Raw genomic sequence first — 21,949 nt, 5'->3', positions numbered from 1 at the left:
GCCGCCGTCAGGCCCCGAAGCCGCCGTCGATGGTCTGGAACGAGCCGGTGATCATCGCGCCGTGCGGACCGGCGACGAAGGCGGTCAGCTCGGCGACCTCGCTGGCGTGGGCGTGGCGCTTGATCGCCATGAAGCCGTGCATGGCCGCGGCCATCGGGCCGTCGGCCGGATTCATGTCGCTGTCGGTCGGTCCCGGCTGGATGGCGTTGACGGTGATCCCGCGGTCCCCGAAATCGCGCGCCAGACCGCGCACCATGCCCTGGACCGCCGACTTGGTGAGCGCGTAGGCGGCACCGCCCGCGAAGGGCATCCGGTCGCCGTTGACCGATCCGATGACGATGATGCGCCCCGGCCCGGTCATGTGGCGCGCCGCCTCGACCGCGGCGTGGTAGGGCCCGCGCACGTTGATGTCGATCATGCGGTCAACCTCGTCGGGGTCGAAGGTCAGCGGATCGCCGATCATGGCGACTCCGGCGTTGACGACCAGCACGTCCAGCGCGCCCCGCCCGGCCACCGTGGCGATCACCGCGTCGCGGTCGGCGCTGTCGGTGCGGATCGCCTCGGACCCGGTCTCGGCGGCCAGCGCCGCGGCGGCATCGGCAGAACCGGCGTAGGTGAAGGCGACCTGCCCGCCACCCGCCGCGAAACGCTGGACGATGGCCTTGCCAATGCCCCGGCTGCCGCCCAGCACCAGGATGTTCTTGCCCGCGAAGTCGCTCATGATCGGTTCCTTGAATTAATGTAGTGACCGCTATATAAAATCACTCCAGGGCATCGCGCAAGGATTTTTTATAGTGACTGCTACAAAAAAATCGGAGCCGCGCGGACGGCGGCGTTCCTTCGACGTGGACGAGGCGGTGGAGACGGCGATGCGGCTGTTCCACGCCCGCGGTTACGACGCGGTCGGCGTGGCCGAACTGGGGGCCGAACTGGGCATCAAGCCGCCGAGCTTCTATGCCGCCTTCGGCAGCAAGGCAGGGCTGTTCGAACGGGCGCTGCGACGCTATGCGGCAGGCGAGGCGAACATCTTTGCGCGGGCTCTGGCGGAGGGCGGCGACGTGGCAACGGTGATCGGACGGACGCTGGCGCTCGCCGCGGAGCTTTATCCCGGCCAGGGCGGAACGGCGGGGTGCCTCGTGCTCGATGGCGCGCGCAACAGCGCCGACCCGGAAGCGCAGGCTCTGGCCGACGCGGCCAAACGCGAGGGTTGCGCGGCGGTCCGCGACTTTATCGCCACCGAGGCGCCGGACCGCGCCGACGCGCTGGCCGATCTGGTGGTGGTGGCGATGTTGGGAATGTCGGCGGCGGCCCGCGACGGCGCGGACCGCGAAAGGCTGGAGCGGGTGGCCGCCATGATGGACCGCGCCTTCCGCCGGGAGCTGGCAGGCGCCTGACGGGTCCCCCCTGCGGAGGATGGTGCAGGATTTCCGTCACGTCTTGGTCCTTATGACTGACCGGCGGACGGTGCAGGATCAGCGGCAGCCGGGACCTTCCCGCATCCCCCTTGAGGACCAACCGCCATGTCACCGCGTCTCGACTACCACGCCACCACCCCCGCCGGCATGAAGGCCCTCGCCGGCGCGCACGGCTACGTCAGCCAGTGCGGGCTCCCGGTCACGCTGATCGATCTCGTTTATCTGCGGGTCTCGCAGATCAACGGCTGCGCCTATTGCATCGACCTGCACAGCCGCGACCTGCTGAAGAACGGTATCACCATCGACAAGCTGGTGCTGGTGCCGGTCTGGCACGAGGCGGAGACGCTGTTCACCGACCGCGAGCGCGCCGCGCTGCGCTGGGCGGAGACGGTGACGCGGGTGGCCGAAACCGCCGTCCCGGATTCGGAGTTCCAGGCGGTGTCGGCCCAGTTCTCCGAGAAGGAGGTGGCCGACCTGACGATCGCCATCGGCCTGATGAACCTCTACAACCGCCTCGCCATCAGCTTCCGCACGGTTCCCGCCGCGGCCCGCTGAGCCCATTTCGCCGGGTCAGCCATACCGCTTCGCCAACTCGGCCAACCGGCGGCAATCGTCGGACAGGCGCCGTTCCTGCAGGTTGGTGATGCCCAGCAGCAGCCCCCGGGGGCGCGCGGCCTCCGGGCCATCGGCGTACCAGGGCGACAGCGGCACCGGAGCGAGGCCGTCCGCCCGCGCCGCCGCGGCGATGGCGATGTCATCGCTGCCCGGTGGCAGGAGCAGGCGGACCGACAGGCTTCCCGACGCCTCCACCGCCAGCGGCGATGCCGCCCCCGCGGCGTCGCGCATGGCCGCCAGAAGCGCCTGCTGGCGGGCGGCGTAAAGCCGCTTCATCCGGCGCAGGTGTCGAAAGTAATGCCCGCCCGCCATGAAGTCGGCGACCGCCCGCTGCATCGCCGCCGCCGGGGCCGGGGACAGGCAGGCGGCGGCCTCTCCGAAGAGACCAGCCACCCCCGGCGGCACCATCAGGAAGCCGAGCCGCAGCGCCGGGGTGATCGTCTTGCTGAAGGTGCCGGCGTGCAGCACCCGCCCCTGCCGGTCGAGGGAGGCCAGTGCCGGAGCGGCCCGGCCCTTCAGTTGCAGCTCGCTGAGATAATCATCCTCGACGATCCACGCCCCGGTCCGCGAGGCCCATTCCAGCAGGGCGAGACGGCGCGGCAAGGTCAGAGTCACGCCGAGCGGCGCCTGCTGGCCGGGCGTCACCACGGCCAAGCCCGCCGCCGGCGCCCGCGCGAGTCCCGCATCGATGTCGATCCCGTCGCCGTCCGCCGGCACGGGCACCACGGTCATGCCGGCGAGGTGAAGGGCGCGGCGGGTCAGGGGAAAGCCGGGCTCCTCCATCCAGGCGGTGGCGCCGTCGAGCCGCAAGGCCCGAATCACCAGCCCGAGCGCGCCGGAATAGCCTGCCGTGATGAAAATCTGCTCCGGCGTGCAGCGGATGCCTCGGGCGATGGCCAGCACAGCGGCGATCTCGCGCCGCAAATCCGGATGGCCGCGAGGATCGGGATAGCCGACCGGAGCCGCCGCCGCGGCCCGCGCCGCCCGCCCGACGATCCGGGACCACAGCGTGAAGGGAAAGGCGTCTTGCGCCGGAACGCCCATCTGAAAGGGCAGCGGCGTCCGCTCGAAATTGGAAAACAGTTCCGGGAAGGACGGAGCCTGGACCGGCCCATCGGGGGACGGCCCCGCCATGGCCCCCTCGGCGACCCGCGTCCCCGCGGCGCCCAGACCGACCGCAAGCTGTTCGTCGATCAGCCGCTCATAGGCGTCGCGCACCGTCCCACGGGACACCCCGAGCTGCGCGGCCAGATCCCGCCAGGATGGCAATCGCGCCCCTCCGGCCAGCCGCCCTTCGCGGATGGCATCGCGCAAGGCGGCGTGGATCTGTGTGGACAGCGGAACCTTCGCGGTCCGGCTGAGGGCGATATCCAGAGTTTCCGGGGGGAGGGAAGGCATGAGCCGCAGGATAACGCAACCTTGCCCGTCCGCAATCCGCCGCACGCTCCCCCGGCTTCACACCAGCTGGCCCCGGTGTGCGACGCTCAGCGGACGAAAAAAAGGCCGGAGCAACCGCTCCGGCCTTGAGTCTTGGGAGGAAACGCCCCGAGAATGGGCTGGCGGAGAATAGGGGCACCCCCTTCGAACTGGTATTACCAATGCGGAATGGGTGCGGTGCAACATCCGCATAGGCCGATAATTCCATGTAAAAAATATGGCTTTTTGGTATTTCCGGTTTCCCCATCGCGGCCGGCCGCGGTCCCCGCGCGGAACGGGGCGATTTGTCATCCTCGGTACAGCTTCACCACCGACGTGCGAACGCGCATAATCCGGCGCGGAACCGGGGGTGCGGCCCACGGCTGTGATGACCGCGCGGGCGCTGGATGGGGAACGACGGCATGGGATTCGGCAGGGGTGTCTGGCTGCACCCGGTGTTCGCGCTGGTTCTCGGAGTTTGGGCTTGCGGAACCGCGTGGGCGGACCCCACCCGCTTCACCATCCTCTACGCCCACAGCACGACCGAGCTGGAGGACGTGCAGGGACGCGGCGGCATCGCCCGGCTCGCCACGCTGGTCCGGCAGGAACGGGCGGCGGGCGGCACCGTGCTGGTCCTGCACGGCGGGCAGGCGCTCGCGCCTTCCGTCCTGTCCTTTTACGACCAGGGGGCGCATGTCATCGACCTGCTGAACGGGGTCGGCATCGACGCCATGGCGGCACTGAACCGGGAATTCCATCACGGCGACGACGTGCTTATGACCCGCGCCTTCGAGGCGAACTTTCCCATGGTCGTCTCCAACGCGGTGGCCCGCCAGACGGGCAAGCCGCTGGACGGGCTGGAGGACCGGGCGATGCTCAACGCCGGGCCGATGCGCGTCGGGGTGCTGGCCGCGGCGCCGGCACGGACGGGGGAGATCACCCGCTCGCCGCGCACCGACTTCCTGCCGCCGGGTCCGGTGCTGGCCCAGAAGGCGAAGGAGCTGCGCAACGCCGGCGCCGATCTGGTGGTGGCGCTGACCGGCGATTCCGGCGGCACCCACCGCGAGGTAATCGCCTCCGGCGCCGCCGACATCGTGCTCTACCAGGACCGTGGGCGGGTGGTCGCCGTGGATTACGACGGCAAGACTCTGAGCGCGACGATCGAGCCGCAGGCCGCTTGGGTCCTGGCCCTGGACGTCACCGCGGAGAAGGTCATCAAGGACGGCGTCACGCGCACCGTGTGGAGCAGCGGCGTGCGCGCCATCGACACCGCCACCGTGGCGCCGGACCCGGCGTTGGACACGCAGGCCAAGGCCTACCGCGCGCGGCTGGACAGCATGCTGGGCATGCAGGTGGGCCGTCTGGACGCCCCCATCGACACGAGGCGCGAGGCGGTGCGCGCCAGCGAGAACGCCTTCGCAAACACCGTCGCCGATTCGCTGCGCGAGGCGATGGAGGCCGACGTGGCGCTGATCAATGGCGGCTCCTTCCGCGGCGACCGCGCCTACGCGGCGGGCACGGTGTGGACGCGCCGGGAGATCCAGACCGAATTCCCCTTCCACGACACCGCCGTGCTGATCGAGGTCACCGGGCAGCAGCTGCGCGACGCGCTGGAGTTCGGCTTCTCCGGAATCGAGCAGTTGCAGGGCCGATTCCCGCACCTGTCCAACGCCCGCGTCACCGTCGACGCGTCGCGCCCGCCCGGCCGGCGGGTGGTGGCGCTGACGGTGGGCGGCAAGCCGGTGGATCCGATGGCCCGCTTCCGGTTGGCCACCGGCAGCTACCTCGCCAACGGCGGCGACGGCTATGCGATGCTGTCAACGGCCCCGCGGCTGGTGGACGACCGGGACGCCGATTTCGTCTCGACCATCCTGGCCAGCCGGATCGCCCGCACCGGCAGCTTCGCGCCGCGGCTGGACGGCCGCCTGACGGTCCAGCGGTAGCCGCGGAATGGACGCCACGCCGCCTTCCACCGACCGCACCGATGCCGCTGAGCCCCTGCGCCGGCGCCGTGGCGCGCGCGCTGGCATCGTGCTGCGCATTTCCATCGGCCTGACCATCATGACGATGCTGGTCCTGCTGGTCGGCGTCGTGTCGCTGTCCTCCTTCCAGCTGTTCCGGGGGGAGGTGTCGGTGCTGTCCACCACCACCCTGCCGAAGGTCATCACCAGCGCGGAGCTGCGCGGCTCGCTCCAGAAGCTGGTCGCCCGCCTGCCCGTCCTGGCGGGAGCGGCCACCACCCCGCAGCGCCGGGCCATCTACGACGAACTCATCAGCGAACTGGAATTCCTGAGGAAGCTGGTGGAGCGCATGCACGACCTCCACCAGCAAGGGGAGCCGGGCGGCGATGGCGAAAGCGACGAGCTGCGGCTTCTGGAACAGGCCCAATCCACCCTGCTGATCCTGGCGGCGACGGTGGCCGATCTGAACGCCGAGGTCGGCCGGCAGATCGAGGCCGGCGCCCGTCAGGCGGAAGCGATCCGCGCGCTGGCCCAGCTTGCCGACGCACTGGAACGGTTGCCGGGGGCGGAACCCGGAACCGCTCCGACCGTGGCGGCGCCCGGCGAGGGCGGCATGCTGGGCGCCTGGGCGGTGCGGGCGGGGGCGCTGATGGCGCGGGCCGCCGGGGCGATGCAGACCGACCATCTGAACCGGCTGCGGGTCGAGCGCCGCAACGCGGAGAACACGCTGGCCGAGCTGGGTCGGTTGGCCGCCGCCACGCCCGAGCCGGAGGGCACCGCCATGGAGCGCATCCGGGCCGATCTCGCCACGATCCTGGTGGCGCCGGGCGGGCTGTTCGACAGCTCCGCCGAGCGGCTGCAGGCGCGCAACCGCGCCCAGGCGCTGTCCGGCCAGTCGCGTGTCCTGGTGGAGACGGTGGACCGCTTCACCCTGGCCCTGTTCGACGCCATCCATGACCAGTCCACCGACCGCACCGGCGATCTGGCTGCGATGATCCAAGAGCGCTCGCGCATGGTGATGGTGCTGGGCGGCGCCTCCATCCTGCTGGCAATCCTGGTGCATTTGTTCTTCCGGCGCTTCCTGACCTCGCGGCTGGTCGCGCTGAACGGCGCGGTGCTGGCCCGCCTGTCCGGCAGCGATGCGACGGTGCCGGTGGAGGGCAACGACGAGATCACCGACATCGCCGCCTCCATCCGCTACTTCATCGACGAGATCGACCGGCGCCAGATGGATCTGGCCGACAACGAGCGGCGCTTCCGCGACCTCGTCGAAGGCTCCATCCAGGGCATCATCATCCACCGCGATTTCCGCCCGCTCTACGCCAACGACGCCTTCCTGCAGATGTTCGGCAGCAGCCTGGACCGCACGCTGCGGGTCCGCTCGGTGCTCGACTTCATCGCGGAGGACAGCCGTCCGTTGGTCGAGGACAACTACCGGCACATCGTCGCCACCGGCCTGCCCAGCGAGCGTCGGCGGCTGCGTGCCCGCCGGCTCGACGGGTCGGAGCGCTGGATTGAGCTGACCAGCCGCCGCATCGACTGGAAGGGGGAAACCGCCGTCCAGTCCATCGTCGTCGACGTGACGCGCGAGGTGGAGGCCGAGGCGGCGCTGCGCCGGTCCCGCGACGCGGCGGAACAAGCGCTGCGCGAGCTGAAGGAGACCCAGGCCAGCCTGATCCAGGCGGAGAAGATGGCGTCGCTCGGCCAGCTCGTCGCCGGAGTGGCGCACGAGGTCAACACACCCATCGGCATCACCATCACAGGCGCCTCGCAGCTCGCCCTGCAGTTCGAGGAGCTGACCCGCCAGCTCGCCGCCGGGGCCATCAAGAAGTCGGAGTTCCAGCGCTTCCTGGCCGACGGCGGGGAGATGGCCCGGCTGATCCTGTCCAACAGCACGCGCGCCGCCGATCTTGTGCAAAGCTTCAAGATGGTCGCGGTGGACCAGTCGAGCGACGAGCGCCGCCGGTTCGAGCTGAGGACCTACATCGGCGAACTGCTGCGCAGCCTGCGTCCGGTTTACAAGGATGTGGCCGGTCTGGACATCGGCGTGGACAGCCCCGACGAGCTGGAGCTGGACGGCTATCCCGGCGCGCTGTCGCAGATTCTGACCAATCTCGTCCTCAACGCACTGACCCACGCCTTCACGCCGCACCATCCGGGCCGGCTGACCATCGCCGCCCGCCTGCTGCCGCAGGATCAGGTGGAGCTGACGGTGGCCGACAACGGACTGGGCATCCCGTCGGACATCCTGCCGAAGATCTTCGACCCCTTCTTCACCACCCGCCGCGGCAATGGGGGAAGCGGGCTGGGGTTGCACATCGTCTACAACCTCGTCACCGGCACCTTGCGCGGCACCATCACCGCGCACAGCATCCCCGGCGAGGGGACCCGCTTCACCCTGCGCTTCCCGCGCGTCACGCCCACGGCGGGAACAACGGTGGGAAAGGCGGAACTGGTGTGATCCGGCGCCGCTCCGAAAAGCGGGGTCAGCGGACCTCGCCCTCGAACCAGTGACGGCCCTTGCGGTCCTCGACCTCGATCACCCAGACGTCGGGGTCATAGCGGGTCTGCCGGGCGATGTAGGCGTCCGCCGTCGCCTCGTCCACCGGGTCGGCACCGGTGCCGCGCGACCAGCGCAGCCGCTCTTCCTCGCGCACCTGGACCAGCACGCTGAAGGTCCGCTCCAGCCGGTTCAGTTTCAGGATGACCGTGCCGCGGCTGGGGTCCCCCTTGCGCAGAACCATCATCGTGACGCCTTCGGCATCGGCGGCGCGAATGTGCGCCATCACCCAGAGGTGCGTCGGCAGACGGTCGTCCATGGAAATCCTCGTTCCGGGAAGGTCCGGGGGCTCGCCTTCGGCATGGCCCCGGTGTAGACAACGGGCATGGCGACACTCCTGGACGTTCTCGACGCCGCCGTCAACCACCACATGGCCGGGCGCCTCGCCGAGGCGGCGCAGGATTACCGCGTCGTGCTGGACGTGGAGCCGGCGCAGCCCGACGCCCTCCATCTGCTCGGCGTGACCGAGGCCCAGCGCGGCGCTCACGCCGCGGCGGCGGCGCTGATCGCCCGCTCGCTGCGGCTCAACCCCGACGCGGCGGCGCCCTGGGCGAACCTTGGCGGCGCCCTGCGCTCGCTCGGCGCGGCGGAGCGGGCCGACGCCGCGCTGACCCGCGCCCTGGCCCTCGACCCGGCCTTGGCCGACGCCTTGACCAACCTGGGTTCGGTGCGCCATTCGCTGGCCGACTACCCCGCCGCGCTGGCGTGGCTGGGGCGCGCGGAGCGGCTGCGGCCCGGCCATCCGGACACGGCGCTCAACCGGGGTATCGTGCTGCGCGACGCGCGACGCTTCGCAGAGTCCGACGCCTGCCTGGACGCCCTGATCGCCGCGCGGCCAAACCACATCGACGCGCACTTGGCGCGCGCCGTCAGCCGGCTGGTGCGGGGCGACCTGCGCGCCGGATGGGATGAGTTCGAGTGGCGCCCGCGCCGCCTGCCCGCCCCGCCCTGGGCCGGGGAGCCGCTGGACGGCCAACGCATTCTGCTGCACGCCGAGCAGGGATTCGGCGACACCATCCAGTTCGCCCGCTACGCCCCTCTGGTGGTGCGCGCCGGGGGCCGGGTGATCCTGGACGTGCATCCGTTGCAGTTCCGTCTGCTGCGCTCGCTGGGACCGGAGATCCAGGTGCTGGTGCGCGGCCCCGCCCCGGCGCCACACGACCTCCACTGCCCGCTGATGAGCCTGCCGCGCGCCTTCGGCACCGATCCGGCGAGCATCCCCTGCCCCCCCGCATACCTTTTCGCCGAAGCGGACGAGGTGGCGCGCTGGGGCCGCCGGATCGCCGAGGTTGATACGGGAACAGGGTCCGGACCGCGCGTCGGCCTCGTCTGGGCGGGCAACCCGAACCATCGCAACGACCGCAACCGCTCCATCCCCGTCGAGCGGTTGCCCCCGCTGCTCGACACGCCGGGCCTGCGCCTGTTCAGCCTGCAGACCGGCGACGCCAAGGCGGCCCGGCCCGCCGCCCTGCCCGACCTGACCGCGGGCGTCCGCGACTTCGCCGACAGCGCGGCCATCCTGGCGAATCTGGACCTCGTCATCGCGGTCGACACAGCGACCATCCATCTGGCGGGGGCGCTCGGCGTGCCGGCGTGGCTGCTGCTGCCCTACGCGCCGGATTGGCGCTGGCTGCTCGACCGAGCGGACAGCCCCTGGTACCCGTCGCTGCGCCTGTTCCGCCAGCCTCGCCCCGGTGACTGGGACAGCGTCCTGCGCGCCGTCGCCACGGAACTGGAGCGGTTCGCCGCCGCTCAGTTGGCGCCGCAGAAGCAGTCGTAGGGATCATTCCCGCTCCAGGCCGGGCGGGAACTGGCAACGGGCAGCGCCGGCATTTCCGCCACCAGCAGGGTGGCGTTGAAGGCGGCCACGTCGAAGGGCCGCGGGTCCGGAAGATCGAAGCGGAGCGGCGCGCTGCTCAGCGCGTGACCCAGCAGGGCTGCCCCCAACAACGGTATCAGAAGTTGTTCCACACGGTCCAAGCCGCCCTCCCCCGGCGGCCCCACCGCCGGCGTGCATCCCGTTTCCCTTCCCCCGTTCTACCGCAGCCCCCGACTGGCCACGCCCTATCTTTTGGTCATATCGATTGGTTCGACGGATTGGACGGGAGCTTTCTTCCCTCTTCCCGTCCGGGACGCTAGGCCAATTTTTCCCAGCGTGCGGCAAAAAGGGGTCCGGCGCGTTCCCTCGTCAGCCTTTTCCATACGAAACAACACGTTAAATGCGGCCGCGCAGTTGGCATCGTCCTTGCTTACCCGAATGGCAACGAATTCTGCCCTTTCCGCGTGGAGATCCCTGGCCATGAGCATCTTCGGTTCGATGACCACCGCCGTCCTCGGCCTGAGCGCGCAGTCGAAGGCCCTCGGTCACATCTCTGACAACATCGCCAACGCCTCGACGGTCGGCTACAAGCGGGTCAACACCGCCTTCGAGACGCTGGTGCTCCAGTCCAACGAGCGGTTGCACGCGCCGGGCGGCGTGACGGCGGCGCCGGTCTTCATGAACAACATCCAGGGCAACCTGACCCAGGTGCAGAGCCCGACCAACGCCGCCATCCAGGGCCAGGGCTTCTTCAGCGTGTCCAAGCTCAGCCGCGGCCTGACCGGCCCCGGCCAGCAGGGCGAGACGGTGCAGACCCAGACCGGCACGCTGAACGCCGACAACGTCTACTACACCCGCGTCGGCGACTTCGAGCTGGACAAGAACCGCTATCTGGTGAACAGCGCCGGCTTCGCGCTGAACGGCTGGATCGTCGACGACGTGACCGGCCAGCTGAAGAAGGACGTGGTGCAGCCGCTCCAGGTCAACACCCTGACCGACAAGCCGCAATCGACCAACAGCATCACGCTGGGCGCCAACCTGCCGGCCACTCCGACGCCGGGCGTGCCGATCCCGTCCTCCAGCATCCAGGTCTACGACACCCAGGGCAACGCCCGGACCATCCAGTTCAACTGGCGCCAGGACGCCGCCAACGCGTGGCGCCTGGGCATCGAGGCGCCGGGCAGCTCGACCCAGCCGGTCGCCGGTTCCTTCACCGGCGGTGCCGCCTCAATGGCGGCGGGCAGTCAGGTGTCCGGCGTGACCCCAGTGGCGCAGGTGAGCCAAGTGCTGGTCAACGGCACGACCTCCGTCCCGTCCTCGTCGGTCACGGTCGGCGGCCGCACCAACTACTATCCGGACGGCACGTTCCAGGACAACATCCGGGTCGGCGACACCTACAGCCTGACCATCAACGGCAGCGCTGTTCCCGTAACGGTCACAGTGACTGCCGGCAACATCGCGAATTTCTCGAACTTCACGGACGTGGCGAACGCACTGGCCAGCCAGATCAACGCGACGACACCCTACACCGCCGAGATCGACAGCAAGGACCCACGCCGGATCCTGGTGAAGATGCCGGACGGCACCCCAGTCGAGGTCAAGGGCAACCCCTCATCCAACACCACGCCGCAACTCAACACTGTCAGCGGCCCTTCGACCAACCTGACCGGCTCGGCCAGCGGAACCGAGCAGCGCAGCACCTTCACCTTCTCCACCGGCGGCGGCAGCGGCGCCATCGACGTCGGCGACGAATTCCGCATCACCGTGGCGGGCAGGGAATTCAAGACGCGCGTCACCTCGGCCACCATCGGCACGCTGGTGGACATCAATGGCGTGGTCGACGATCTGCAATACCAGATCAACCACGCCGTTCCGTCACTGGGCGTCACCGCCATAATCGGCGGCTCGGCCGGCGCCCCGGCCGGTAGTACGCCCAATCAGCTCATACTGGATGGCACGGCCGGAACGCCGACCTTCACGACCTCCTACGGCGTGACCAACGCCGACAGCCGCAAGAACGATATCATCGCCTCCACCCCGGTAGCCTACACAGGCGCCACACGGACGCCCATCCAGCTCCCCGTCGCAGACCCCGGCGGCGCGCCCGAGATTACCCAGCTCACTTTTCCGACGGCGGCAAGCTTGAAGGTGCCGGACCAGTACGTCGTCAACGTGGCGGGGGTCGAGTTCAAGACGACCGTCACCTACTCGAATATCAACACGCTGAATGACATGGAAGGCGTCGTCGACGATCTGGTGACGAAGATCAACGACGCCGGACTGGCGGTGAACGCCACGCGCAACGCCGCCGGCGCTCTGGTCCTGACCGGCACGACCAACGGCACGAACCTGAACGTCAGCGGCAACAAGCTGGACATCACCGCCACCGACAACGTGCGGGTGGGCGACAGCTACACCGTGCGGGTGGACGGCGTGCCCTATGCGGTCTCGGTCACCGCCGACAACATCCTGACCATGGGGACCTACGGCGGCATCGCCAACGCGCTGGCGGCCCAGATCAACTCGGCCCGGCCGCAGGCGCCGGTCATCGCGTCGGTCGTGAATTCCCAATTGCAGGTCACCGCCCGCAACCCCGGCACGCCCTTCAAGATCGACCAGGAATACACCTCGGGCGCGGCCTCCAACAACCAGGTGACCGGACCGACGATCAGTGCGCCAACGGAATCCCGCGGCCAGCGCCAGGAGTTCTCCTACCCGCAGACGCAGATCGACGTCGGCGACGTCTATTCGGTGTCGATCGACGGTACTCCGATCTCGGTGCAGGTGGACAAGTCCAACTACGGCAACTTCCAGGACATCAACGGCGTCCTGCAGGAGCTGGCCAACCGGGTCAACGCCGCCAACCTGAACGTCGTCGCCACCTCGACCGGCGGCCGGCTGACCCTCACCCACAACACCTCGACCACCGGCAAGTTCGAGGCAAAGGCCAGCATCCAGAACGCCACCGGCAGTTCCGGCACGCTGACCGCCTCGACCACCACCTCCAACGTGGCGGGTGTGCGGCAGTCGGAATCGGTGACGCTGACCGGCACGCCGGGCGACAAGGACGCCGAATACACGGTCATCGTCAACGGCTCGCCGATCACCTACCGGACGACGGGTGAGGAGACCTCGATGGAGACCATCGCGGCCAGCCTCGCCAATCTGGTGAACAAGAACACCTCCCTGCCGGTGACCGCCAGCGCGGAAGGCAGCGTGCTCAAGCTCGTCGCCAAGTCGGCGAGCGGCACGGTGGCCGACCAGTTCACGCTGGAAACCGCCGCCCAGGCCGGCACCACCCCCGCGCACGTCCTGCTGAACTTCGGCACCGATCCCGGCAACGTCGGCACCATCACCAGCGTCAGCACGGCCAAGGTCGGCACCGGCACGGCGGTGACCTCCGCCAACCAGGGGCTGGGGGCGGATGCCAACGTGACCTTCACGGTGGATTACGGCTTCGGCCCGCAGCAGATCACGCTGAACCTCGGCCAGATCGGCAAGTCGGGCGGCGTCACCCAATTCGCCGGCAGCGAGATCAACGTGCGCGAGCTGGTGCAGGACGGCGCCTCGCGCGGCCAGTACAAGGAGGTGGTCTACGGCGACAACGGCGACGTGATCGTGAACTACGACAACGGCCGCAGCCGCACCATCGGCCGCATCCCGGTGGTCACCTTCAACAACCCCAACGCCCTGCAGCGCGAGGCGGGCGGCGTCTACATCGAGACGGACGACGGCGGCCGACCGAACTTCAACGATCCCGACACCAACGGGGCCGGCGCGGTGGTCGCGAACAGCGTGGAATCCTCCAACGTGGACATCGCGGACGAGTTCACCAAGCTGATCGTCACCCAGCGCACCTACTCCGCCAACACCAAGATCGTCACGACCTCCGACGAGATGCTTCAGGAAGTCCTCGGGCTGAAGCGCTAAGCGCGGTCCTGACCACGCGGGCGGGCGCCCGATCCGCGCCCAGCCCGGCCTATCCCGCAGACGAAAGGTCCAACGACCATGTCCCTCTTCGGCGCCCTCGGCAGCGCGACGGCCAGCCTCCGTGCGGTCCAGGCCCAGGTGAAGCTGGTCTCGGACAACGTCGCCCGCGCCGACGATCCCACCCGCACCCGGCACACCGTGTCGAACGTGCTGGATTCCAACGGGTTCGTTCTCACCTCCCAGTACCGCCGCGAGGTCGACTCCGCCCTGCTCAGCCAGGTGCAGGACCTGACCGCGCGCGAGGGCTCCTCGGCCACCAAATCGTCCTACATGCAGCAGCTGGGCGACCTGCTGCGCACGACCAGCGGCAAGCCGCAGTTGAACGAATACGCCGAAGCCTTCCAGACCGCCTGGAAAGCGGTGGAGACCTCTCCGGAAAGCGAGGTCGCGCAGTACCAGCTGATCCAGGCCGCCGACACCTTCGCGCGCGAGATCAATCGCGTGTCCCAGGGCGTGGAGGACATGGACCGGGAAATCCAGGGCGACCTCAGCCAGTCGGTCGGCGAGGTGAACCGGCTGCTGAAGGAAATCGAAAGCATCAACAACAACATCGTGTCGCTGCAGGGCTACGGTTCGGCCGGCAACGAGGTGGCCGACAAGCGCGACGGGCTGATCCGCGAGCTGAGCACCTATGTCGGCGTGCGCACGATGGCCCGCCCGGACGGCCGCATCGCCGTCTTCACCCCCACGGGGCTGGCGCTGGTCGACAGCCAGGCGGCAAATCTTTCCTACGAGGGCGGCAATATCAACCTGACGGTGGGCAATCAAGTCACCAACGTCAACCAGCACCTGAAGGAGGGAAAGGTCGCCGCGCTGATGAACCTGCGCGCCGACGGCTCGACCGCCAACCCGCCGCAGGCGGCCAGCGCCGACCCGACCACCGAGGTGATCCGCAAGCTGCGTTCGCAGCTCGACACCTACGCGCAGATGTTCACCGGTTCGACCAAGCCCGGCGAGCCCACCAGCTTCCGCGACGCCTACGACCAGGCCAAGACGGTGCCGGGCGAGGAAGGCACGCAGTTCTTCATGGGCAACGACCGCTTCACCATCCATGTGAACGAGAACCTGCTGAACAACACGAAGAAGCTGAAGAGCGCGGCCGTCAAGGACGTGGTGACGGCGCTCGCCGCGACGGGCCGCAGCTTCCAGGCCGACGGGCTGAAGCTGGAGGGCGCGTCCTTCAGCTCCATCACCAGCAACATCACCGGCGGCTGGATGTCCGCGGCCAAGACCGCGATGGACAAAGGCTCGCTGGACAAGGACTCCCGCCAGATCCTGGAGGAGCGCTACCACGCGACGACCGGCGTCAACATCGACGAGGAAATCGCCAATCTGCAGCAGCTCCAGACCTCCTACGCCGCGTCGGCACGGGTCATGCAAGTGGCCAACACGATGTTTGACGCGCTGGAGGCGATCGTCCGATGAGCTCCATCACCCAAGTCAGCAGCTATGCCAAGTATCTTGGCCTGGTTCGCAACCTGACCAACGGCCAGAACAAGGTGGACACGCTCTCGGAGCAATTGACCACCGGCAAGAAGTCCACCGACCTGAACGCCTATGGCGCCGAGACGCAGAAGCTGCTGGCCCTGCGGGCCGAGTTGGTCCAGCGCGAGGCCTACGTCCAGAACATCAACACCGCGTCGCCGCGCGTGAAGGCGACCGACACGGTGCTGAACAGCCTGGAGAAGCTCGCCACGGACTGGCAGAGCAGCAACCTGATGCCGTTCCAGCCCGGCCCGGCCACCGTCACCTCCGCCTTCAACAGCAACCCCGACGCGCTGAAGCTGACGATCAACGGCGACAAGTCCACCTTCACGCAAAACGCCCGCTACACCGTGACCTCCACCCCGTCGAAGGACGGCGTCAACGGGTCGTTCGACGTGACGGTGACCGACGGGCTGGGCGGCAAGACCACCCGCACCATCAATCTCAAGACCGTGCCCCCCAGCGACGGCGGCGGCTACAACTTCAAGATCGATGGCGGCCCCGGCGGAGGCGCGGTCCTGAACCTCAGCTTCGACCAGCTCACCGCGGCGTCGAGCAGCACCTTCAACGTGAGCTGGCCGCAGGCCAACGACATGCGCGACCGGGTCGAGGGCGCGCTGCGCGACATCCAGCAGCTCCTGAACGAGCAGTTCGGCGACCGCTACCTGTTCGCCGGCTCGCGCTACGGCACCGAGCCGGTCGGCGACCTGCTGGCCCAGCCGCAATCCACCCGCGTGACGCTGAACGGGTCGATGGTCAACAAAGACGACTACTTCGAGGTGTCGATCGACGGCAAGCCCTTCGGCTATCAGGTCCAGCCGGGCGATCCGAAGACCGTCACCTTCGTCGCCAACACGCTGAACAGCCTGATCCAGTCGGCCAACCCTAAGCTGCCGATCATCGCCGCCGCCGCCAACGGCGTCATCTCGCTGATCAGCGAAGACCCCAGCCGGAAATTCGACGTGCAGGCGCGCGTCCAGAACTCCATGAGCATCGACAATTCGATGACGGCGCCGACCACCACCCAGGCGGCCACCCTGCCGGCGCCCGCCGGCACCGGGCTGAAGCAGATCGACAGCTTCGCCCTGACCGGCGACGGCGTGGACATCGGTGACACCTACGAGATCAACGTCACCGTCGGCGACCCGGACGACCCCTTCAACCGGAAATACTACGCGGACCATCCGGACGAGCCGGAGGATCTGCCGCCCTACCAGCAATACACGGTGCGCTATACGGTCACCGAGAAGGACTTCAACAACGGCGTCACCGACGTGTCGAAGGTGGCCGACATGCTGCGCGCCGAGTTCACCAAGACGAGCCCCGTGCCGCCGGTGACTATCGACCCCGCCGGCAACGGATCGACCATCCAGTTGACCAGCAACAGCACGATGGACCCCAACCATCCGTCGCGCGTGCAGCAGTTCACCACCTCGGTGCGGGCGGTCAACGGCCAGATCGACAACACCATCTCGGTCGCCACCCTGCCCTCGCAGGCCGACGCGCTGACCGACCTGCCCTATGTGGACCCGCCGGACCTGCCCTTCTACGATTCGGAATACATGTCGAACCGGAAGAACAGCAAGGCGTGGGACAAGGCCGCGGTCACCATCGACGACGGCCAGACGCTGACCTACGGCGTCACCAGCGACGACCGCGCCTTCCAGAAGCTGGTCGCCGCCTTCCGCATGGCCCACGTCGCCGCGTCCAACCCCGGCAAGTACGAGGAGTACATCACCAAGTCGCGGGAGTTGATGGCCCAGGCCAAGGACGAGGTGCGCTCGGTCCACTCCAAGGTGGCGTCCGATCTCGCCACGCTGGAGGAGAAGAAGACCGCCCACAGCACCGCGTCGGCCACGGTGGTCGAGCGCATCGCCGGCATCGAGGGCATCGACGAAACCGAGGTGGCGGCCCGCCTGCGCACCTCCATGAACGCCCTGGAGGCCGCCTACACGGTCGCCGGCCAGCGCCAGAAGCTGTCGCTGCTCAACTACATCAGCTGACGGGGCAACGGCTCCCTCCCCTGCGCAGCGGGGAGGGAACGGTCGCCAAATAAAAAACCGGCGCCCCGAAGGGCGCCGGTTTTTCTTATGATGCGCGTGGATCTCAGATCGAGATCCGCAACGACTGGCGCGGGGGCTGCCCGTCCGGAGCAGACGCCGGCGGGGCCATTTGCGGCGCCATGGGAGGCCGCGCCGCCATCTGCGGAGCCGGCGCAGCCTGACCCTGGGCGGACGATTCTGGGCGGGCCGTCAGGCCGCTGGCCACTGAACGGTTGATGCTGATGAGCGTTTCCAGCTTCGACACATCCAGGTCGACCAGCCGGGCGACCGTCTCACGGTCGACCAGCAGCGACAGGGCGGCGATGTTGGTCCGCACCTCCGGCGGGTGGCCGCAATCCTCTTCGGTCATCGCGGCCTGGAAGATCGTCCACAGGCGCTGGTTCAATTGCAGGGCGGCGCAGAGCGCCTCCTCGTTCACAGGGCTGCGCCCGGCATCGATCAGGCGTCGCGACGCCTCCGCCAAAGCCCAGGCCTCGACATCGCGGGGATTGTCGGAGGTCGGCTTGTTCGCGTATGTCGGTGTCGGCTTCATTCCAAACCCTCGGGACAGGCCGCCGGACAGAGCTATGCTGAATCAGGTCCGGACCAAAAGGATTGTCAGCGATCCTTCAATCCTTGTCAACTTTAGGGACCTGCTTCCGGTGATTTGCAAGGATTTGTCACGACTTCACGGGGTTGTGGCATTACAGGTCCCGGCGCTGCAGGCCCGAGCAGTTCATCCGCCGCCTGTTCGACCGCTTCCACCGATATTCCATCCATCAGGCCGTTGGCCTGCGGATCGGCCTTCTGACGGGCCAGAAGCTCGGATCGCGGAACCCGGCTGATCACAGTGCGCGCCGCCATGCCCCACGGACCGTAGGTTTCGGGAAAGCCCGGCCCGAACAGCCCGACGGTCGGCGTACCGGCGGCGGCGGCGATGTGCATCAGCCCGGAATCGTTGCCGACATAGAGCGCCGCCCGGCGCACGCAGGCCGCAGCAGCCATCGGATCGGTGCGCCCGGTCAGGTCGATGGCCCGTTCGCCCAGCGCGTCCAGAACCGGCCGGGCACGTCCCCGCTCCGGCCCAGCGGCCAGCACGGCGACGCGCCGGCCGGACAGCCGGCCGCCGGGACCGGTCAGCCGCGCGGCAAGCGCGGCGAAGCGGTCCGCCGGCCACTCCTTGCCGGTCCAGTTCGCGGTCGGGCCGATCGCCAGGAACGGCTCCGCGCCGCCGGGCAGCAGCCGGTCGGCCTCGGCCTCGGCCACCGCGTCGATCCACAGGCGGGGGGACGGCGGCGGGGACAGGCCCAGCACTCGCCCGATCTCCTCCACCTTGTGGAGATGCGGGGCGCGGGCGTGGAAGAACCGGCGCTTCGCCAGCACGAGACGGCCGACCGCGGAGTTGCGCAGATCGACCACCAGATCCCAGCGCGTGCCGACGCAGGCCCGCCACAGATCGACCCAATGCCGCGCCCAGGCCCGCTTCGGCATGGGGATCAGCCGCTCCAACCCTGGTACGGAACGGAACAGCGGTGCCGGCAGGGGACCGCAGGCTATGGTCAGCGCGGCGTCCGGATACCGTTCGCTCAGATGGGCCAGCAGGCCGGTGGAAAGGACAGCGTCGCCCAGCCGGTTGGAGGTGATGAACAGGATGCGCAAGAGCCGGCCCGCCTCCCTCAGCCCGCCGCCGCTTCGCCGCCGGGCGGCACGCGCCGCCGCAGGTTGCGCGACAGAATCCAGGCCGCCGGCGCCAGAGCGGCCACCGGCAGCACATACATCAGCGGCACCAGCACGGTCACCTTGGCGGCGAGGCTGGACAGGCCGAGGACGGCGGACTGGATCGCCATCACCACCAGCACCGCGGTGGTCACGCGCACCGACTGGCCGCGCCGGTTGAACTCGCCCGACAGCAGGCAAGCCAGCGCCACCATGGTGTAGGCCAGCGCCAGCAGCGGCGAGGACAGGCGATGATGCAGCTCCGCCAGCAGGTCCCGCATCATCTTCGGGTCCGCCGCCATCTGGGGCGGCGGGTGCAGCAACTCGTCGGTGGAGCGTTCGCGGGCGTCCGGATAGCGTTCGCCGCTGGCGCTGCTCAGCACCTTCAGATCCACCGCGTAGCGTTCGAAGAACAGCTGGGACAGCCGGTTGGTCTTTCGGTCCAGCTCCTGCCGGTTGCCGTTGTAGACGACGAAGCGCGCGCCCTCCGACCCGGTCAGCATCACCGCCCGCTCGCCCATGATCGTCACCGGCTTTTCCGGAACGCGCCCGTCATGGATGATGACGTTGTGCAGATTGGCCTCGCTGTCGCGCTCACGCACGAACACGCTGAAGCGGTCGCCCACCTCGTTGAACACGCCCTCGCGCAGGAACAGCTGCGAATAGTCGCTGCGCACGGCGTATTCCATGCGCACCAGTTCCTGATGGGCGGCGGGTGTCAGCCACAGGTTCAGCACGTAGACGACCACCGTCACGCCGAAGGCCAGCAGCATCGCCGGCGCGGCCAGGGCGAAGGGGCCGACGCCGGCAGCGCGCATCACCACCAGCTCGCTGTCGGTCGCCAGCCGGTTGTAGGTGAACAGCACCGCCCCGACCAGGGCCAGCGGCAGCACGATGCCGAGGAAGGTCGGCACCGTCAGGATGAGAAGCCACAGGAACACCCGCATCGGCGCCCCGGCCTCCACCACCATCTCGATCAGCCGCAGGGACTGGCTCAGCCAGATCGTCAGGGTCAGGCCGGCCGTGGAATAGAGAAGGGCGATCAGAAGATTGCGGAAGAGATAGCGTTGCAGTCGGTTCATGTGCATGCGTCACGGGGGAGCCCGGCGAGAAGCTGACGGGCTCGGGCGTCCGGGTCAAGTGCTGATCTGGTCGGAGGCCCGGCCCGCCGAACTTTTGCCCCGCAAGGCTCCCCTCGCCACATCAGGCCGTGCGCACCGCCGACAGGAACACCTCCACCTTGCTGCGCAACCCATCCGCCTGATCGGACAGCGATCCGGCGGCCTCCAGGACGTTGCGGGCGGCGCTGCCGGTCTCGCTGGCCGCCCGGTTCACGTCGGCGATGTTGGACGTCACGTCCTGCGTGCCGGCGGCGGCCTGCTGGATGTTGCGGGCGATCTCCCGCGTCGCCGCCTGCTGCTGCTCCACCGCCGCGGCGATGGTCGAGGCGACCTCGCTGATTCTCCCGATGGTGCCCATCACGTCGCCGATCGAGGCCACCGCCCCCTCGGTCTCGCTGCGGACGGAAACGATCTTCGCGGCGATCTCGTCGGTGGCGCGGGTGGTCTGGTCGGCCAGCGCCTTGACCTCCGCCGCCACGACGGCGAAGCCCTTGCCCATCTCGCCGGCGCGCGCCGCCTCGATGGTGGCGTTCAACGCCAGCAGCCGGGTCTGGGAGGCCACCTGGGTGATGAGGTCGATCACCGCGACGATCTCCGCCGAGGCGGTGGCGAGGCTGCGCATCGCCTGGTCGGCACGCTCGGCCTTGTGCACCGCCTCGTCGGCGATGGCCGTGCTGCTGGCGACCTGCCGCCCGATCTCCTGCACCGAGGCGGCCAACTCCTCGGTCGCGGTGGCGACGGTCTGGACGTTGGCGCTGGCCTGCTCCGACGCGCCGGCCACGGTCACCGACTGGCGGGTGGTCTGCTCCGCGGTGGCAGCGAGTTGGCTGGCCGTCGCCTTCATCTGCACCGCGGCGGCGGAGACGGAGCCGAGCACGGCCGCCGCCTCGCGGTCGAAGCGGCCGGTCAGCTCCTCGATGGCGCGGGCGCGACGGGCGCGGACGTCCTGCTCCGCGTGCTCGCGTTCAGCCGCCTGCCGCGCCGCGATCATGTTGTCCTTGAACACCAGGACGGCCTTGGCCATCTGCCCGATCTCGTCGCCCCGCCCGGCGGCCGGCACAGGGGTCGCGGAGTCGCCGTCGGCCAGCCGCCGCATCGCCTCGGTCATGGCGCCGAGCGGCCGCACGATGGAGCGCGAGGTCAGCAGAACCGCAGCCGCCGCGATCAGCAGCGCCAGGGTCAGCAGAACCGCCTGCACCATCACCAGACGGTCGGCGCCCTGGATCATCTCCTCCGTATCCGCCTGCAGCCGGGCGCGCTGGCGCGGGATCAGGCCGCTGGAGTCGTTCGACCGGGCGTCGCCGACCAGAAGGCTCATGACCTGGTTGGCCCGGGGGATGGCGTCGTCGTTCAGCGAGTTCAGCGCCCCCAGCTGATCGCCGATGGTGCCCAGCGATTCGGCCATGTCCTGATCGCGGCGCAAATGGTCGAGCAGCGGCTTCACCGCGTCCCAGGTGGCCTGGACCTGCGGATCGGACCAGCGACCCGACAGCCCGTCCAGCTCCTTGCGCAAGGCGTCGATGCGATCCCACGCAACATTGCGCTCCTGCTTCAGATCCTCGCGGTTGGTCAGCAGGTAGCCCTGCATGGCCGCGTTGGTCGCGGTGACCGCCGCGACGATGCCCTGCCCGGCCAGCGCCGTCGGCATGCGGACATCGGCCACCAGACGGTTGAGCGTCTTCCCGTTGTCGGTCAGGAGCAGGCCGGTGCCGACCGTCACCACCAGCACCGCGATCACCGCGGCGAAGCCGATGGACAACCGCTGGCCAATCCGCAGATTGCCGAGTGCCTTCATTCGTTCCTCCCGTG

The 21,949-nt window shown here is 69.0% G+C and carries 16 protein-coding genes; 8 read left to right on the top strand and 8 right to left on the bottom strand.

What is annotated here, in order from left to right; genetic code table 11:
* Positions 1-7 precede the first annotated feature (7 nt).
* On the bottom strand, positions 8-721 hold the full coding sequence (gene bdcA / locus AMK58_RS14905; RefSeq protein ID WP_035677136.1) for an SDR family oxidoreductase: 714 nt from the start codon (positions 719-721) through the stop codon (positions 8-10).
* Positions 722-794: 73 nt separating this feature from the next.
* Here bdcA and AMK58_RS14900 point away from each other — a divergent pair, with 73 nt between their 5' ends.
* Entirely contained in the window at positions 795-1,394 is a 600-nt protein-coding gene (locus tag AMK58_RS14900) for a TetR/AcrR family transcriptional regulator (protein WP_035677138.1), read from the top strand.
* 126 nt (positions 1,395-1,520) lie between these two features.
* Positions 1,521-1,970, top strand: coding sequence for a carboxymuconolactone decarboxylase family protein (locus AMK58_RS14895; RefSeq protein ID WP_035677141.1), 450 nt, complete (start codon positions 1,521-1,523; stop codon positions 1,968-1,970).
* 15 nt (positions 1,971-1,985) lie between these two features.
* On the opposite strand, the gene pdxR is transcribed toward AMK58_RS14895, so the two are convergent.
* The gene (pdxR, locus tag AMK58_RS14890; protein ID WP_059399133.1) at positions 1,986-3,428 is read right to left on the bottom strand and encodes a MocR-like pyridoxine biosynthesis transcription factor PdxR; all 1,443 of its coding nucleotides are present in this window, start codon (positions 3,426-3,428) and stop codon (positions 1,986-1,988) included.
* A 440-nt stretch (positions 3,429-3,868) separates the two neighbouring features.
* On the opposite strand from pdxR, the gene AMK58_RS14885 reads away from it, so the two are divergent.
* A complete protein-coding gene (locus AMK58_RS14885; RefSeq protein WP_035677144.1) occupies positions 3,869-5,389 on the top strand; it encodes a bifunctional metallophosphatase/5'-nucleotidase in 1,521 nt (506 codons plus the stop codon).
* 7 nt (positions 5,390-5,396) lie between these two features.
* Complete coding sequence (locus AMK58_RS14880; protein ID WP_059399132.1) at positions 5,397-7,868, top strand: sensor histidine kinase; 2,472 nt, start codon at positions 5,397-5,399, stop codon at positions 7,866-7,868.
* A 25-nt stretch (positions 7,869-7,893) separates the two neighbouring features.
* Here the strand turns inward: AMK58_RS14880 and AMK58_RS14875 are convergent, their stop codons facing one another.
* Positions 7,894-8,226: a DUF1491 family protein gene (locus tag AMK58_RS14875; protein ID WP_035677154.1), complete on the bottom strand. Its 333-nt coding sequence runs from the start codon at positions 8,224-8,226 to the stop codon at positions 7,894-7,896.
* Between the two features lie 66 nt (positions 8,227-8,292).
* Here AMK58_RS14875 and AMK58_RS14870 point away from each other — a divergent pair, with 66 nt between their 5' ends.
* The gene (locus AMK58_RS14870; RefSeq protein ID WP_059399131.1) at positions 8,293-9,747 is read left to right on the top strand and encodes a tetratricopeptide repeat protein; all 1,455 of its coding nucleotides are present in this window, start codon (positions 8,293-8,295) and stop codon (positions 9,745-9,747) included.
* Here AMK58_RS14870 and AMK58_RS14865 read toward each other — a convergent pair.
* On the bottom strand, positions 9,720-9,938 hold the full coding sequence (locus tag AMK58_RS14865; protein WP_236778305.1) for a hypothetical protein: 219 nt from the start codon (positions 9,936-9,938) through the stop codon (positions 9,720-9,722). The genes AMK58_RS14870 and AMK58_RS14865 overlap by 28 nt on opposite strands.
* Before the next feature lie 328 nt (positions 9,939-10,266).
* Between AMK58_RS14865 and AMK58_RS14860 the strand changes: the two genes are divergently transcribed.
* From AMK58_RS14860 to AMK58_RS14850, 3 genes are all read left to right on the top strand, one after another.
* The gene (locus tag AMK58_RS14860) at positions 10,267-13,716 is read left to right on the top strand and encodes a flagellar hook-basal body complex protein (protein WP_051140105.1); all 3,450 of its coding nucleotides are present in this window, start codon (positions 10,267-10,269) and stop codon (positions 13,714-13,716) included.
* Between the two features lie 78 nt (positions 13,717-13,794).
* Positions 13,795-15,201 (top strand): flagellar hook-associated protein FlgK, encoded by a 1,407-nt coding sequence (flgK, locus tag AMK58_RS14855; protein ID WP_035671656.1) that lies wholly within the window; start codon positions 13,795-13,797, stop codon positions 15,199-15,201.
* Positions 15,198-17,264: a hypothetical protein gene (locus tag AMK58_RS14850; RefSeq protein ID WP_035671652.1), complete on the top strand. Its 2,067-nt coding sequence runs from the start codon at positions 15,198-15,200 to the stop codon at positions 17,262-17,264. The genes flgK and AMK58_RS14850 overlap by 4 nt, the downstream gene beginning before the upstream one ends.
* Before the next feature lie 103 nt (positions 17,265-17,367).
* Here the strand turns inward: AMK58_RS14850 and AMK58_RS14845 are convergent, their stop codons facing one another.
* The 4 genes from AMK58_RS14845 to AMK58_RS14830 all read right to left on the bottom strand — a co-directional run bounded on the left by AMK58_RS14845 (position 17,368) and on the right by AMK58_RS14830 (position 21,935).
* Complete coding sequence (locus tag AMK58_RS14845; protein WP_035671649.1) at positions 17,368-17,856, bottom strand: flagellar biosynthesis regulator FlaF; 489 nt, start codon at positions 17,854-17,856, stop codon at positions 17,368-17,370.
* A 92-nt stretch (positions 17,857-17,948) separates the two neighbouring features.
* Complete coding sequence (locus AMK58_RS14840; protein WP_079285258.1) at positions 17,949-18,962, bottom strand: glycosyltransferase family 9 protein; 1,014 nt, start codon at positions 18,960-18,962, stop codon at positions 17,949-17,951.
* Between the two features lie 17 nt (positions 18,963-18,979).
* Positions 18,980-20,101 (bottom strand): LPS export ABC transporter permease LptF, encoded by a 1,122-nt coding sequence (gene lptF, locus AMK58_RS14835; RefSeq protein ID WP_035677169.1) that lies wholly within the window; start codon positions 20,099-20,101, stop codon positions 18,980-18,982.
* 121 nt (positions 20,102-20,222) lie between these two features.
* Complete coding sequence (locus AMK58_RS14830) at positions 20,223-21,935, bottom strand: methyl-accepting chemotaxis protein (RefSeq protein ID WP_059399129.1); 1,713 nt, start codon at positions 21,933-21,935, stop codon at positions 20,223-20,225.
* Positions 21,936-21,949: the final 14 nt, after the last annotated feature.

This window comes from Azospirillum brasilense, from assembly GCF_001315015.1.
In the GTDB taxonomy this organism is placed as follows: Bacteria; Pseudomonadota; Alphaproteobacteria; order Azospirillales; family Azospirillaceae; genus Azospirillum; species Azospirillum brasilense.
The sequence above is the reverse complement of the archived record's forward strand: the minus strand, read 5'-3'. Positions and strand labels throughout refer to the sequence as shown.

What these genes read in the sequence shown, in the direction of transcription:
- bdcA (WP_035677136.1), bottom strand. Translation starts at nt 721, where the DNA reads ATGAGCGACTTCGCGGGCAAGAACATCCTGGTGCTGGGCGGCAGCCGG.
- AMK58_RS14895 (WP_035677141.1), top strand. Translation starts at nt 1,521, where the DNA reads ATGTCACCGCGTCTCGACTACCACGCCACCACCCCCGCCGGCATGAAG.
- pdxR (WP_059399133.1), bottom strand. Translation starts at nt 3,428, where the DNA reads ATGCCTTCCCTCCCCCCGGAAACTCTGGATATCGCCCTCAGCCGGACC.
- AMK58_RS14885 (WP_035677144.1), top strand. Translation starts at nt 3,869, where the DNA reads ATGGGATTCGGCAGGGGTGTCTGGCTGCACCCGGTGTTCGCGCTGGTT.
- AMK58_RS14880 (WP_059399132.1), top strand. Translation starts at nt 5,397, where the DNA reads ATGGACGCCACGCCGCCTTCCACCGACCGCACCGATGCCGCTGAGCCC.
- AMK58_RS14875 (WP_035677154.1), bottom strand. Translation starts at nt 8,226, where the DNA reads ATGGACGACCGTCTGCCGACGCACCTCTGGGTGATGGCGCACATTCGC.
- AMK58_RS14870 (WP_059399131.1), top strand. Translation starts at nt 8,293, where the DNA reads ATGGCGACACTCCTGGACGTTCTCGACGCCGCCGTCAACCACCACATG.
- AMK58_RS14860 (WP_051140105.1), top strand. Translation starts at nt 10,267, where the DNA reads ATGAGCATCTTCGGTTCGATGACCACCGCCGTCCTCGGCCTGAGCGCG.
- flgK (WP_035671656.1), top strand. Translation starts at nt 13,795, where the DNA reads ATGTCCCTCTTCGGCGCCCTCGGCAGCGCGACGGCCAGCCTCCGTGCG.
- AMK58_RS14850 (WP_035671652.1), top strand. Translation starts at nt 15,198, where the DNA reads ATGAGCTCCATCACCCAAGTCAGCAGCTATGCCAAGTATCTTGGCCTG.
- AMK58_RS14845 (WP_035671649.1), bottom strand. Translation starts at nt 17,856, where the DNA reads ATGAAGCCGACACCGACATACGCGAACAAGCCGACCTCCGACAATCCC.
- lptF (WP_035677169.1), bottom strand. Translation starts at nt 20,101, where the DNA reads ATGAACCGACTGCAACGCTATCTCTTCCGCAATCTTCTGATCGCCCTT.
- AMK58_RS14830 (WP_059399129.1), bottom strand. Translation starts at nt 21,935, where the DNA reads ATGAAGGCACTCGGCAATCTGCGGATTGGCCAGCGGTTGTCCATCGGC.